Below are 13908 nucleotides of genomic sequence, written 5' to 3'. Positions count from 1 at the left end.
GTGCACCGACGAACGGCGCGCGCTTGAACCCGGGCGTGAGGGCAGCCACGGCGACAATGGTCACCGTGTCACCGTCAAAGCTGCTCACCGTCGCGTTGGCCGCATGCAGACATCGGGCCATCTCGTCGGCCACTGCGGAGAACACCTCCGACGGGCTGACCCCGCGCGCGACCAGTGTTGCGACCCGCCGCAACGCGGCCTGCTGCTCGGCGAGCATACTCAGCTCGTCGCGGCTCGCCTGCAAGTCCGCGCGGGTGGCGGCATTGCCGATTGCGGTCGCGACCAGATCGGCGAAGTCGGCGATTCGTGCCTCGGTGTCGGGTGGCAGTGGTTCGGGCCGCGACGTGCCGACGATGGCTGCACCCCACAGGCGCCCACCCACGACGATCGGTGCCCCGACACCGCCTTCGAGGTCCAGCTCACGGATCTGCGCAGCAGCGGATCCGGCGGCATGGTCGTGGCTATCCATCCTGGCGGCGGCGCCCGTACGCAACACCATGGCCGCGACGTTGTCGCCTTCGAGCGTGAAGCGCATGCCGACCGGCATCTTCTTCGCGGCCGGAGTGTCGTGTGCAGCCAGGAGTGTGGCCGCCCCATCGGGCTCGTAACGCCAAACAGCCGCATTCTGCACATCGAGGACTCGTGCCAGCTCCGTGGCCACCGCCGAGAACACCTGTGACGGGTTAACCCCCCTCGCGACGAGTGTCGCCACCCGCCGCAGTGCCGCCTGCCCGTCGGCGAGCCGTCCGAGGGCCTCGCGTGACTCGGCATTACCGATGGCGGTTGCGAGCAGCCCGGTGAAATTGGCCAGACGAGCCTCGGTGTCGCCGGGCAGCGGGTCCGGCGCCGTGGTGGACACCATCATCGCTCCCCACAGGCGTCCCGCCACAGCGATCGGGACGCCGACCGTCGAACGAATCCCGATGCGACGGACGGTAGCCGCGAGCTGACCGTCCAGCTGTGAATAGTCATCGATGCGAGACGCCTTCGAGGCCGTCCGCACCAGCCGTAGCGCACTCGTGCCGTCCAATGACCACCGCTTGCCGACCGAAGATGTCGGGGCGCCGGGCGGGAAGCTGGCGCAGTCCGTTGCCGTGCCGTCGAGTTCGTAGCGCGCGACGCTCACCCGCGGGACATTGACGACGCGGGCGACCTCCGCGGCGACTAGAGCGAACAGGTCGCGAGGCTCCGCTTCCTCCGCAACGAGGGTGGCAACGCGGCGCAGAGCGCTCAATTCGTCGTTGGCCATCCGGCGGTCCGTGACGTCGCGGGCCACCCCGTACACGATGCCCGCTTCCGGCCGGCTGCTCGTGGTCCACTCGAACCAGCGCACCGAACCGTCGGCACACACTTCGCGACACTCGAATCCGACGATGTCGTTACCGGCGGCCAGGTCGGCCAGGACTGCCTCCACCGATTCGAGATCATCGGGGTAGACGTTGGCCATGAAGGGCCTGGCCAGCAGCTCGTCAAGGGTGTACCCGAGGCTGCGGGCGAACGCCGGGTTGGCGCGCTTGAGGTAGCCGTCGAACCCCGCGATGCAGAACGCGTCATGCGAAAGATCGAAGAGCCCGACCAACTCGTCGTCGACCGGCCGGCCACCCTGATCCATAGCAACCTAGTCTGACCCCATTGTTCCCGGTGCGAAAGACGGGACGCACTGCGAGGGAGGGGTGTCCCGCGAGCAAACGCGTGCGGCTCAACGTTCGAGGCGATCTGACACTGCCCCGCTAGCAGGAGTTCATGCGGACCGGCCATCTTGGGGATGATTGACATCGGAACACGGGAGCGTGCGCGTCGTTTAGAGCACGCTTCCGGCTAGCGGGCATGCGCATTGCGCCGCGTAGCGCCAAGCTGACCTCATGGTATTGATTGGTGCACAGTGCGCTGCCTAATCGTTGACGACAGCACGGATTTCGTGAACGCAGCGCGCGGCCTCCTTGAGCACGACCGCATCACGGTAGTCGGCGTGGCGTCGACCAGCGCCGAGGCTCTTCGATGCCTCGAGGAGCTACGACCCGACGTGACGCTGGTCGACGTCCACCTCGGTAGGGAGAACGGGTTCGAACTCGCTGAGCAACTGCACCGATCCGGGTTGCCGGGACCATCACCAGTGATAATGATTTCCACCCATGCCGAGCAAGACTTCGCCGACATGATCGCGACGAGCCCGGCCATCGGTTTCCTGAGCAAGATCGCCTTGACGCCTGATGCGATCCGCGATCTCGTCGATGCGGCGACGGCGTCGAGGTGGGTGACGACCACTGACACCCGGCAATCGTCGTCGCCGGCGTCCGACGAGTCTAGCTCCACCCCAAACTCCGAGGATCGGGACACTTGCAGCTAACGGGTACGTCCGGAGTGAGGCTAGCGGGAGGCCTAGATGGCCGTCAGCGTTGACGACATGGACGCCAAGGACCGCAATTCTAAATCATCATGCGGAATCAACCCCGACGGAGGGAAGCGAAGATGAGCAAGCTCCTCGAGCGACTACTGATGTGGATCGCTGACGCCCTCGACCGCAGCCTCCTCACTGTGCCCGAGGTGGACGACGAATGGCCGACGCCTGTCGGCCGTCCGTGGCCCGCGCAGGCCGGCCCGGCCGTGACCGCAGCCGATCAACACGACCGGTAATACTGGAAGGACGCCGCCACGCCGATTGAGAGGTGACCCGTGAACAGCAGTGCGTTGTTCGTCGCGGTATTCCTGGCGTGCGCGGTCGAGGCGGTCGAGGCATTGACCATCGTGCTGGCCGCCGGATTCGGTCGTGACTGGCGTTCGGCGTTCCTCGGCGTGGGTAGCGCCCTTGCGGTCCTCATAGCCATCGTCGCCGCGCTGGGTCCGGCGCTGACCGCCATACCGCTGGAGGCCTTGCGCCTGGTCGTGGGTGGCCTGCTGCTGATCTTTGGTCTGCAGTGGCTGCGCAAGGCCGTCCTTCGGGCCAGCGGCCTCAAGGCCATGCACGACGAGGCCGCGATCTATCGCGCCGAACTGGCTGCCGTCGAGGCCGCCCCGACTCATCGCCGAGGCGTAGTCAAAGACTGGTACTCCTTCACCCTGTCGTTCAAGGGGGTGCTACTCGAAGGCCTCGAGGTTGCGTTCATCGCGCTGACCTTCGGTGCCAATCAGCGCAACATTCCACTGGCGGCCATCGCTGCGCTGTCCGCGGTGGTGGTGGTCGCACTCGCCGGGATCGCCCTGCGCGCGCCGCTGGCCCGTGTTCCCGAGAACAGCATGAAGTTCGTCGTCGGAATCATGCTCACGTCGTTCGGAATCTTCTGGGGCGCCGAGGGTGCCGGCGCGACGTGGCCCGGCGCCGACGCCGCGTTGCTCGTCCTGGTTCCCGCCGTCGCGCTGTTCGCGCTCGCCCTGGTGGCCGTTCTGCGCCGCGCTGCCGCCGGGGCCGTCAGCGCAAAGGCCGCCGGGGCGGGGTCGTCGTGACCGGTCGACTGAGGGCATTCCTGCGATTCTGGTACGACTTCGTCGTCGGGGATGACTGGCGCGTGGCGGTCGCCGTCATCGTCGCGCTGGCGCTGACCTACGCGGTCAGCACGACGTCGATTCCGGCGTGGCCGATCCTGCCTGCCGCGGTGGCCATCATCCTTCCCGTGACCCTGTGGCGGGCGGCCCGTCGCTGATGATGTTTCGTCAACTGGAGTACTTCGTCGCGGTGGCACGGGAGCGACACTTCGCCCGGGCCGCGGAAGCCTGTTACGTATCGCAACCCGCGCTCTCGGCGTCGATCGCCAAACTCGAACGCGAACTCAACGTCACGTTGATCAACCGCGGGCACAACTACGAGGGTCTGACACCCGAGGGCGAACGGCTTGTCATGTGGGCCAAGCGAATCCTCGCCGAGCAGCAGGCGTTCAAAGCGGAGGTGGCCGCCGTCCAGTCGGGTATCACCGGGACGCTGCGGCTGGGGTCGGAACCCACGGCATCCACCACAGTCGCCCTTCCGGTGGCTGCATTCTGCGCGGCGCACCCGCTTGCCAAGGTGCGCGCCGAAACCCGATTGTCGACCACGGAACTGTCCCGCCAGCTGCGCGACTTCGAGCTGGACGTCGCGATCGCCCACTTCGAGCCCGAAGACCGGCTCGGGTTGCACGTGGTGCCGCTGTACGAGGAGAAATACGTCGTGCTGGTCGCCGGAGACCACCTGACGCCCCCGGCCAACGTCATGACTTGGGCCGACGCCGCCCAGTTGCCGTTGGCACTGCTCACGCCGGACATGCGGATTCGCCGAGTCATCGACAAGGCGTTCGCAGAAAGCGGGACATCGGTGACGCCGCAGGTGGAGACCGACTCAGTCGCGTCGCTATATGCCCAAGTGGGAGTGGGAGCCTGGGCGACCATCGTGCCGCACACCTGGTTGCGCGCAATGCCGGTGGTCGGCCGAACGAGAGTCGTCCACCTGGTGGAACCGCAAGCAAGGGCACAGGTTTCGGTGGCGATGCACGCAGCCACCCCAGGTTCGGTTGTGGCTCGGGCGTTCGTGACCACGGCGCGGGGTCTGTCCCTTGACGAGTTCTTCGACCAGCCTCTGCCGAACGAGCCCGCCGTCAGGTGAACTGTCCCCCGGCAGGTCAGTGCGCGTATAGGTGCTCCACCGCGCGCCGGTCGAGTGCGCCCTTGGCCGTATGCGGCAGGGCAGCAACGACTTCCAGACTGTCGGGTACCTCGAAGGGAGCTAGCTGGCCACGGCAGGATTGCAGGATCTGCTCGGGACCGACATTCTCGGCCTCGCCGACGACGATGGCCGCGCCGACGCGTTCCCCGTAGGTCGCGTCTGGGATGGCGAACACGGCTGCCTCGGTGACGCCTCGACACCCGCCGAGAACGGCCTCGACGTGCTCGGGCGAGATCTTCTCGCCACCGCGGTTGATGATGTTCTTGATGCGCCCGGTCAGAGACAGGTACCCGTCGGAGTCCAGTGAGCCCAGGTCACCCGTGCGGAACCACCGGTCCAGAAAGTTCTGCGCCGTCGCGGTTGGGTTGTCGAGGTAACCGCGGGCCACGGTCGGGCCATGCACCCACACCTCGCCCTCGATGCCGGCTGGGCAGGTGTGCCCGTCGTGGTCGACGACGCGAAGGCTCACTCCGGTGGCCCGGCCGACCGATCCCTGCTTGACGGGCGCGCGCTGCGGCAGCGGTTGGCTGGTCGCCTGGTGCGCAGTCTCGGTCATCCCGTACGCGGACAACACCGGCGCGCCAAAGGTACGCTCCACCGCCTGGGCGGTGATCACGTTGAGTGGAGCGCTGCAGCTGCGCACGAACCTCAACGGCACGACCTGCGGGCCCGGGTACTCACGCGCTGAGCGCTGCAGCAGGATCTCGTGGATGGTGGGAACTGCGGTGAACCACGTGGCGGCCACCGCACGCATGTCACCCCAGAACGTGCGGGCCGAGAACCGTCCCCGCTCGGGCAGCAGCACGCATCCCCCGCTGGCCAGGGAGGCCAGCAGCACCGCGAGCAACCCATGACCGTGAAACAACGGCATGACGGCGACTGTGGCGTCGTCGGGTCCCAGCTCGTAGCTCCCGCAGATGCTCTGCACGGACGCGGCGACGTTGGCGTGCGTGAGCGGAACCATTTTGGCGTTGTTCGTAGTTCCCGAGGTGAACAGCACGAGGGCGTCGTCATGCGTAAGCTTCTGCGCCGCGCCCCGGACGTGCCGCACCAGACCCGTGCCGGTTTCGATCACGACCGTCGCCTCCGTGCGTGTGGCGATGTCCACTCGGACTTGCCATGCGGGAAGGCCGAACCCCGCTACGGGCGCGTCGCCTTCCGAGGTTGGGCCGACGAGTACCGCCTGCGCGCCAAGCCTCTCCAGCCGGGCGGACATCTGTGACTCGGGCAAGGTGGGATCCAACGGGGCGACCACCAACCCGGCGGATGCCGCCCCCAACAGCGCGACGACGAACTCGATGGTGTTGGCACAGATGAGGCCAACCGCGTCACCTCCGCGCAGCCCCGTGCTGCCCAGACGGGCGGCCAGGTCCTCGACCAACGCGGCAAGGGCCCCGTAGGACACAGTCGCCCGATCCCCGGTGACGACGAGGGCCGGGGCTTCCGGACGATCGCGCACGTGGCGATCGAGCAGATCGACCAGTCCTGTGATCGCCGGCGGCAGATACGGATTCGCGTCGCGAACGGATGCCTCGAAGGGTGCACCCATGACCACCACCTCCTCTCACTCAGTTGGCACGGTCGCCATCTCCAAGACTGGTACGGCACAGCGGCCACGTCCAATACCGGCTGACGAACGCCCGATAACCAGCTTCTATCGACTGTCTCAGAGTGTGAGGCCAGAGCGACGGCAGGTCTATGGCAGCTGGCCGGTAGGGCGGCTTTGGTGCTAGCTGCATGGGGTTGCGGACGTCAGCGTTAAAGACATCTGACTGCGAGAACGCGATTCTAGGAACCATGGTCACGTTCCCGTCCCACGAGCCCCACCGCGATGCAGCCTACGCTCCCGTTGAGATCGACCGGGCGTACCCGGCACATCGGATGCAGCACACGCCTTCTCGCCGTTGGCCGTTGGTGGTCGCTGGGCTGGCGGTGGCGGTGACGTCTGCATCCATCGGCGGATTCGCCGCCGTGGCCGTGCCGCCATACCTGTCCACACTCGGCATGATGGCGACCGCCACGGCCGCCGCGCCGCTCCCGGCCGCCAGCGTCTCCACGAGCTCGATCGAGCAGGTCGCCGCAAAGGTCGTGCCCAGCGTGGTGCAGCTGCAGACCGATCTTGGCAACGAGAGCGAACAGGGTTCGGGCATCATCTTGACCGCCGATGGGCTGATCATGACGAATAACCACGTGGTGTCGGCCGCCAATCACGAGGTGTCGGCCGCAGACAACGCCGCCGCGGCGGGCCCGCCCCCAGCGCACACCGTGGTGATGTTCGCCGACGGCCGCACCGCGCCCTTCACCGTGGTCGCCACCGATCCAACGAGCGACATCGCAGTGGTGCAGGCGCAGGGGATCTCTGGGTTGACGCCCATCGCGATGGGATCGTCGGGCGATCTTCGCGTGGGGCAGCACGTGGTGGCGGTCGGATCCCCGCTGGGATTGGACAGCACGGTCACTACGGGCATCGTCAGCGCGCTCGACCGCCCGGTGTCCACTGTGGAAGCCGGCTCAGGGAATCAACCAACACAGATCGACGCCATTCAAACCGACGCACCGATCAACCCCGGAAACTCGGGCGGAGCGCTGGTCAATGCGAATGGCCAGCTTGTCGGGATGAACTCGGCGATCGCGTCAATGGGCAATTCGCCTGGCACACAAAGCGGCTCGATCGGCCTTGGTTTCGCGATTCCCGTCGATGAGGCCAAGCGCATCGCCGGCGAACTGATAGCCACCGGCAAGGCGTCGCACGGGTCGTTGGGCGTGGAAATGAGTACCGACGCGAGCATCCACGGCGCCCCGATCGTCGGAGTCACCAGCGGCGGCCCTGCCGCGGCGGCAGGCCTGTCCCCCGGCTCGGTGGTGACGAAGGTCGACCACCAAGTGATCGACAACGCCGACGCATTGGTTGCGGCAGTGCAAACGAAGGCGCCCGGCGACACCGTCACCGTCGACTATCGCGACTCCCTGGGTGTAACCCGGACCGCCCACGTCATGCTCGGTGCGGATCACGGTGAGCAGTCGTAAGAAGCCGATGAGCCTCGGCGGGAGGCCATTCACATCGCGCTTGACGACGGCCGGGGGATGGGTGGCGTCCGAGGTGTCCAGTGACAGTTGACGAAGTGGGCAGGTGCAGCGAGCGCGGCCCGGACGGCGATTCAGAATTCGAGCCCGATTACCGGTTCACCCTCGCCAACGAGCGGACATTCCTTGCCTGGCAGCGCACGGCACTCGGGCTGCTGGCCGCAGCGGTTGCGGTGGTCCATCTCGTCCCTGAGACGACGATGCCAGGGACGCGCCAGGTCCTCGGCGTCTTGCTCGCGGTGCTGGCAACCGCTACCGCTGCTGTCGGGGTGCTCCGGTGGCAGCAGGTTGATCGCGCCATGCGCCGCGGCACGCCATTGCCCCGCCGGCCGACACCTGCATATCTAGGAGCAGGACTCATCGTGATCGGGCTGCTCACGCTAGCGTTGGTGATCAGCAAGGCGGGTGCCGGTTGACCACCTTCGGGCCGCGGGATGGCGGACGAGCGCCGGAACGAACCGCCTTGGCCTGGACCCGAACGTTGCTCGCAGTCCTGGCCAATGGCGCACTACTCATGGTGAGAAGCTTTCACGGCTACAACGGATCGGTCCGTCTCTTCGCAGTTGGGCTCGCCGTCACCCTCGCGTCGATCACCTGTCTGATCGGTAAGCAACGCCAACGGACACGTGCCCATCATCCACTCCCCCAACGGATCACGCCGCGCCGCGAGGTGTACCTGGTGGGGATCTCGGTGCTCGTCCTGATCCTCGTTGCGGCCGTCGCCCTACTCATTTGACGAATGGCGATTCTTAGGGTGTCGCGTGCGAATAAGCCCAACTACCGTTGTTGCAGCTGACCGAAGGCGGAAACCGATGTGGGGTAAGCGTCCCGATATGACCGTGCGCGGCCGGTTGCCGTTCAACGCTGAGCCGCCGGCCGCGGCGTTGGCCGGTGGTGAGATCACCGCGGTGGACACCTTTTACAGCCGCAATCACGGTCCCTTTCCCGACGTCGCGCCCGGTGACTGGCTCCTGAGGGTCGACGGCATGGTAGGCAAGCCGCTCGCCTTGACCTACCACGAACTAACCAGCGAGTTCGCTGCCCATTCGGTGGTTGCGACCCTGGCCTGCGCCGGTAACCGGCGAGCGGAACTGCTGGCGGTGCGGCCGATACCCGGCAAGGATCCCTGGGCACACGGGGCGATCTCGACCGCCGAATGGCGGGGAGCCAGGCTGGCAGACGTCCTCGACGCTGCAGGCGTTCAGCACCATGACGGCTTGCACGCTGCGTTCAGCGCCCCTGACGTGGCGCCGGAGGCCGTCCCCGTCCAGCCCTACGGCAGCTCGATCCCCTTGAGCAAGGCGATGTCGGAGGAAGTGCTGCTGGCCTGGGAGATGAATTCCGAACCGCTACCGCGTGTCCACGGTGGCCCGGTGCGGGTGGTCGTGCCGGGATACATCGGGGCGCGCAGCGTCAAGTGGGTGACAGCCATCAGGGTGCAGCCAGTTCCGTCGGAGAACTACTTCCAGGCCCTCGACTATCGCATCCTCCCGCCCGAGGCAGACCCAGACACGACGGCGCCGGGCGAGGGCATTTCGTTGTCGTCGCTGCCGCTCAACTGCGACATCCTGTGCCCCGGCGATGACGAGGAGATTCCTGCCGGCCCGCTGACCATCCGCGGCTGGGCACTGGCCGGCGACGGCCGCGGTATCGGCCGCGTCGATGTGTCCCTCGACGGGGGTAACACGTGGCGTCAAGCCGACCTGCAAGCCGCGACCAGCCGGTGGGCATGGCGGCTGTGGTCGCTGACCGTGGAGGCCCAGCAGGGACCAATGAGTCTGACCGCCCGGGCCTGGGACGACACCGGCGTGACACAGCCAGAATCGCCTGCTCCGCTGTGGAATCCGCGGGGATACGGCAACAACGCCTGGGCCCACATCAACGTGTCTGCGGGATGACGCGCGGGCAGGGCTACACGGCGGCCGGCGTGACCTCCACGATGATCTGTTTGGTCAGTGGTTGGCCACTCTGCTGGCTGTGGTCGGCGATCGCGCACAATACGTTCAACTCGGGCATGTAGCCGAATACGCTGCCGCGCGGGGTGTTATAGGCCACGGCACGGTACCCGTATACCGATCGGGTGCTGCCGTCGCGGGCGAAGCTGGTGATGTCGATGAGGTCGAATTCCTCCAGTCCGCGGTCGCGCATGTCTTCGGCACTCATGAACAGAGCGGTGCGCAGGTTCTTCAGGCCGCGGTACCGGTCGTTGTCGGAGTAGATGGTGGTGTTCCACTGGTCGTGGGACCGCACGGTGCTCAGCGTCAACCGTCCCGGCGGCGGCACGACGTCCGGCATTGGTGCGGCAGAGAACTCCGCCCTTTCAGACGGGGTGAGAAAGACGCGCTCGCGCGCGGGCTGACGAATCCGGAACCCCAGTGGGAGTCGTACTCGGCTGTTGAAGTCCTCGAAGCCGTCGAGGACCTTGGCCATCACGTCGCGGATCCGGTCGTAGTCCTCGATGTAGAACTCCCACGGCGTGGCGGAGGCCGGGAGGGTTGCCCGGGCCATGCCGGAAAGGATCGCGCACTCGGACTTCAGCTGCGCCGAAGCAGGCTTCTTCATTCCAAATGACAAGTGCACCATACTCATCGCGTCCTCGACCGTGACGCCCTGCTCGCCAGAGCGCTGGACGTCCTTCTCGGTCCGCCCCAGGCACGGCAGAATCAGCGCCTTGCGGCCATGTACCAGATGGCTGCGGTTGAGTTTGGTACTGACCTGAACGGTGAGCTCGCAGTTGCTCAGCGCGGCGAACGTCGCCGCGGTGTCCGGCGTGGCCAGGCTGAAATTGCCGCCCATGCTGACGAACACCTTCACGTCGCCGTCGAGCATCGCCTTGATGGTGCCGATTGTGTCCAGCCCGTGCTCACGTGGTGGGGTTATCGAGCAGACCTCTTCCAGCCGGTCGAGTAGCTTTTTGGGCGGCCGGTGATCGATCCCGCAGGTGCGGTTGCCCTGGACGTTACTGTGGCCGCGCACCGGTGAGGGGCCCGCCCCCTCGCGGCCGATATTGCCGCGCAACAGAAGAAGATTCACGATTTCGCGGACCGTGTCGACCCCGTGTTCCTGCTGGGTCAATCCAAGACACCAGGCGACGACCGTGCGGTCGGCCCCCAAATAGACCTCGGCCAGGCGCCGGATCGCATCCTCGTCGACACCCGACTGGTGCACGATGTCAGCCCAGTCGGTCTCCTCGACCAGCGACCGGTAGTCGTCGAAGCCGGTCGTGAAGCGCGCCACGAACTCGTGATCGATGGCCTTGGCATCGGTCTTCGCCCGCTCGAGAACGACCTTCGCGACCCCGCGCAACAGAGCCAGGTCCCCACCGACGCGGGGCTGAACGTCCATGGTGCCGACCTTGGTGGCATGAAACGCAGCCATCGCGAGGATCTCGTGCGGCACGATGGTGCGCCGACTAGCAGCCTCGATCAACGGGTTGACGTGCACGACCTGCGCCCCCCGGCGATAGGCCTCGGCGAGTGAGGTCAGCATCCGCGGCGCGTTCGATGCGGCATTGACTCCCATCACCAGCAGCAGGTCTGCCTTCTCCCAATCGTCCAGATCGCAGGTGCCCTTGCCCGTCCCCAACGACGCCGTCATCGCTCGGCCGCTGGCCTCGTGGCACATGTTCGAGCAGTCCGGCAGGTTGTTGGTGCCGAACTCGCGCGCCCACAGCTGATACAGAAACGTCGCCTCGTTGCTGAGCCGGCCCGACGTGTAGAACGACGCCTGATTCGGGCTGTCCAACCCGCGCAGCGTGGAGCCCACCACCTCGAAGGCCGCCGGCCAGGAGATCGGCACGTACTTGTCCGAACCGGCGTCATAGACCATCGGTTCGGTCAGTCGGCCCTGGTCCTCCAGCGCGAAATCGGTCCACCCCGACAGCTCGGTCACCGTGTGACTCGCGAAGAAGTCCCGGTCCACCCGCTTGCGGGTCATCTCCCAGGTGACGTGCTTGATGCCGTTCTCGCAGATGTCCAGGTGCAGACCCTTGGTGTCATCCGGCCAGGCACATCCCGGGCAGTCGAAACCGCGGTTCTCGTGGTTCATCCGCTGGATTGCCCGCGACCCGGCAACCAGCTCTCCGCTCTGCACCAGGACCTTCGCCACGCTGCGTGCCGCGCCCCAGCCGGCAGCGGGATGGTGATAATCCTGCTGGGAGTACTCACCGCCCGTGTTCGGCCCACGACCAACCGCGGGACGGCCAGGCTCGCCTTGGCCGAGGAGACCACCGGCGGTGGGTGTCGTCTCGCCTGTCATCGGAGTGCCCTTCGTCGCTACTTGGGGATGTAGTCGAACTTGTCGGGGTTGGGACCCGTTCTGCCGGCTTCGCCCTTGTCGAGCCCGGTGATCGCGTCCATGTCGGAGCTGTCCAGTTCGAAGTCGAACAACGCGAAGTTCTCCTTCATCCGCTCCGGTGTCACCGACTTGGGAAACACGATGTCGCCCCGCTGAATGTGCCAGCGCAGCACCACCTGTGCGGGTGACTTGCCGACCACATCGGCGACTTTCTTGATCACCGGGTCGTCGAGCACCTTGCCCTGGGCGATCGGCGACCACGCCTCGGTCGCGATGCCGTGCTCCCTGCCGTAGGCGCGGACGGCGTCGTTGGTGAAGTACGGATGGGCCTCGATCTGGTTGGCTGCGGGGACGGTGCTGGACTCCTTCGCCAGTCGCTCGAGATGTGCCACCTGGAAGTTGGACACTCCGATGCTCCGGGCGCGTCCGTCGGCTGCGAACTCCTCCAGCACATTCCACGTCGAGACGAAGTCTCCGTCGTACAGAGTCGGCAGCGGCCAATGGATCAGGAACAGATCGACGTAGTCGGATCCGAGCGCACTGAGTGTTCCGTCGAACGCACGTCGTGCGTCGTCGGGCTCGTGGAAGCCGTTGTTGAGCTTGCTGGTGATGTAGACATCGGCGCGGTCCAGACCGGCGTCACGCACACCCTGGCCGACTTCCTTCTCGTTTCCGTACATCTCTGCCGTGTCGATGTGCCGGTAGCCGATGTCGAGTGCCGTCTTGACCGCCTTGGCGGTCTCCTTCGGCGGGATCTGGAAGACGCCGAAGCCAAGCTGTGGGATTCGCGCGCCCGTGTTCAGTTCGATTGCGGGAACGTCGCTCATGGTTTCTCCTAGTGAGTCGTTGCCATTCGGTCCTTGCCCTCCACAATGGTGGTTCGGCGGGCCCCAGTCGTTACCGGTGACATCCAGCGGGCACCCCCGCTAGCAGCAAAGTGGGCGCCGGTCACACTTGCCGCCATGACGGCTTTGTCGGGTCGACCAACTGAATGTCAACGGGGCCGAGCCCGAAGATGGCGATCACGGCCGGATCGGTTTGACCGTGCGGCACGCCGTCGTAGTGCGGAGTTCGAGCGGTACGTTTCACATATCCGCCCGGTCCAACGGGTGCCGCGTCGTCGGGCGTGAAATCGTCTCCACTGTTTACCCACCACGTGCCTCCCACGACGACACAAATCCGATCGGTCGCATACGTGTGGGGAGCACTGAACCAGCCAGGGTTCCATCTCATCATTACGAGATAAGGGCCGGGCTCATTGAGATCGCCATAGAGCGTGGCCATTTCGCCGCTACCCGGCGGCAAGTTGCCCCATACCTCGAACGACATCTTGTCGAGCGGTAGTACGAATGTCTCTTTTGGATCGGGAGGGTCGGCGTGCGCGATGGCCGGGTAGGTGAGACCCGGCGCGATCGCTGCCAACAGGAGTGGCGCGGCCAGCAAGGAGCGTCTGTCCAAATCCATGTGACCCATCGGACACCCTCCAACGCATGGCCTCGGCCGCCGCCCAAACAGACCAGCTCGTACCCTTCAGACTGCGCCCCATCTGGCCGCAGATCAAGCGTGAGACTCCTGAGTGGCCCTTTGCCATATGCGCCAGCGGGAATCCTCGATTAGTTGCTGGCGGTAAGGCATCGATGGACGCCAGCATCGACGACAGCTGGTCGCGCCACCGACATCCTGGAATTCATGATCACCCTCAAACTCGATAGCGGTGGCGTCAGCAGGCACCGGACGTCCGCGCCGACCGGCATGCGGGCCAATCCCTGGTGGACCCTGGCCAGCGTCTGTATCGGCGTGATCATGGTGGGCCTGGACGCGTCAGTGGTGGCGATCGCCAATCCTCGCATCGCCCTCGATCTGCATGCCTCGCTGGCGGATCTGCAGTGGATCACCGA

14 protein-coding genes and 1 pseudogene are annotated in these 13908 nt (G+C 66.1%); 10 read left to right on the top strand and 5 right to left on the bottom strand.

All coding sequences use genetic code 11. The annotated features are described in order from the left end of the window. Nucleotides 1-1612: GAF domain-containing protein (locus QOC69_RS22425; protein WP_526443689.1), on the bottom strand; the 1612-nt coding region annotated here is incomplete at its 3' end. Nucleotides 1613-1918: 306 nt separating this feature from the next. Here QOC69_RS22425 and QOC69_RS22420 point away from each other — a divergent pair. The 5 genes from QOC69_RS22420 to QOC69_RS22400 all read left to right on the top strand — a co-directional run bounded on the left by QOC69_RS22420 (nucleotide 1919) and on the right by QOC69_RS22400 (nucleotide 4570). After that, nucleotides 1919-2347 (top strand): response regulator, encoded by a 429-nt coding sequence (locus QOC69_RS22420; RefSeq protein WP_526443687.1) that lies wholly within the window; start codon nucleotides 1919-1921, stop codon nucleotides 2345-2347. A gap of 122 nt (nucleotides 2348-2469) precedes the next feature. Then, entirely contained in the window at nucleotides 2470-2634 is a 165-nt protein-coding gene (locus QOC69_RS22415; protein ID WP_526443685.1) for a hypothetical protein, read from the top strand. Nucleotides 2635-2673: 39 nt separating this feature from the next. Beyond that, nucleotides 2674-3441 carry a COG4280 domain-containing protein gene (locus QOC69_RS22410; protein ID WP_526443683.1) on the top strand — a complete coding sequence of 256 codons (768 nt, stop codon included), beginning with the start codon at nucleotides 2674-2676 and terminating at the stop codon, nucleotides 3439-3441. Continuing rightward, nucleotides 3438-3638, top strand: coding sequence for a hypothetical protein (locus tag QOC69_RS22405; protein WP_526443681.1), 201 nt, complete (start codon nucleotides 3438-3440; stop codon nucleotides 3636-3638). The genes QOC69_RS22410 and QOC69_RS22405 overlap by 4 nt, the downstream gene beginning before the upstream one ends. Beyond that, a complete protein-coding gene (locus QOC69_RS22400) occupies nucleotides 3638-4570 on the top strand; it encodes a LysR family transcriptional regulator (protein WP_526443691.1) in 933 nt (310 codons plus the stop codon). The genes QOC69_RS22405 and QOC69_RS22400 overlap by 1 nt, the downstream gene beginning before the upstream one ends. A 16-nt stretch (nucleotides 4571-4586) precedes the next feature. Here the strand turns inward: QOC69_RS22400 and QOC69_RS22395 are convergent, their stop codons facing one another. Continuing rightward, nucleotides 4587-6179, bottom strand: a complete 1593-nt coding sequence (locus tag QOC69_RS22395; RefSeq protein ID WP_526443679.1) for a FadD7 family fatty acid--CoA ligase — start codon at nucleotides 6177-6179, stop codon at nucleotides 4587-4589. 248 nt (nucleotides 6180-6427) lie between these two features. On the opposite strand from QOC69_RS22395, the gene QOC69_RS22390 reads away from it, so the two are divergent. From QOC69_RS22390 to QOC69_RS22375, 4 genes are all read left to right on the top strand, one after another. Beyond that, the gene (locus tag QOC69_RS22390; protein ID WP_526443677.1) at nucleotides 6428-7657 is read left to right on the top strand and encodes a S1C family serine protease; all 1230 of its coding nucleotides are present in this window, start codon (nucleotides 6428-6430) and stop codon (nucleotides 7655-7657) included. 80 nt (nucleotides 7658-7737) lie between these two features. Then, the gene (locus QOC69_RS22385; protein WP_526443675.1) at nucleotides 7738-8130 is read left to right on the top strand and encodes a DUF202 domain-containing protein; all 393 of its coding nucleotides are present in this window, start codon (nucleotides 7738-7740) and stop codon (nucleotides 8128-8130) included. Then, on the top strand, nucleotides 8127-8450 hold the full coding sequence (locus QOC69_RS22380; RefSeq protein ID WP_526443673.1) for a DUF202 domain-containing protein: 324 nt from the start codon (nucleotides 8127-8129) through the stop codon (nucleotides 8448-8450). The genes QOC69_RS22385 and QOC69_RS22380 overlap by 4 nt, the downstream gene beginning before the upstream one ends. Nucleotides 8451-8526: 76 nt before the next feature. Continuing rightward, nucleotides 8527-9612, top strand: a complete 1086-nt coding sequence (locus QOC69_RS22375) for a sulfite oxidase (RefSeq protein ID WP_526443671.1) — start codon at nucleotides 8527-8529, stop codon at nucleotides 9610-9612. Nucleotides 9613-9625: 13 nt separating this feature from the next. On the opposite strand, the gene QOC69_RS22370 is transcribed toward QOC69_RS22375, so the two are convergent. From QOC69_RS22370 to QOC69_RS22360, 3 genes are all read right to left on the bottom strand, one after another. Next, the gene (locus tag QOC69_RS22370) at nucleotides 9626-11971 is read right to left on the bottom strand and encodes an FdhF/YdeP family oxidoreductase (protein WP_526443669.1); all 2346 of its coding nucleotides are present in this window, start codon (nucleotides 11969-11971) and stop codon (nucleotides 9626-9628) included. A gap of 17 nt (nucleotides 11972-11988) precedes the next feature. Beyond that, on the bottom strand, nucleotides 11989-12837 hold the full coding sequence (locus QOC69_RS22365) for an aldo/keto reductase (protein ID WP_526443667.1): 849 nt from the start codon (nucleotides 12835-12837) through the stop codon (nucleotides 11989-11991). A gap of 121 nt (nucleotides 12838-12958) precedes the next feature. Then, nucleotides 12959-13453 carry a cupin domain-containing protein gene (locus QOC69_RS22360; protein ID WP_526443665.1) on the bottom strand — a complete coding sequence of 165 codons (495 nt, stop codon included), beginning with the start codon at nucleotides 13451-13453 and terminating at the stop codon, nucleotides 12959-12961. Nucleotides 13454-13699: 246 nt separating this feature from the next. Here QOC69_RS22360 and QOC69_RS22355 point away from each other — a divergent pair. After that, nucleotides 13700-13908, top strand: a pseudogene (locus QOC69_RS22355) (hypothetical protein); the annotation flags it as partial.

Origin of the sequence: Mycobacterium sp. (assembly GCF_032162105.1) — a bacterium.
Taxonomy (GTDB): domain Bacteria; phylum Actinomycetota; class Actinomycetes; order Mycobacteriales; family Mycobacteriaceae; genus Mycobacterium.
The sequence above is the reverse complement of the archived record's forward strand: the minus strand, read 5'-3'. Positions and strand labels throughout refer to the sequence as shown.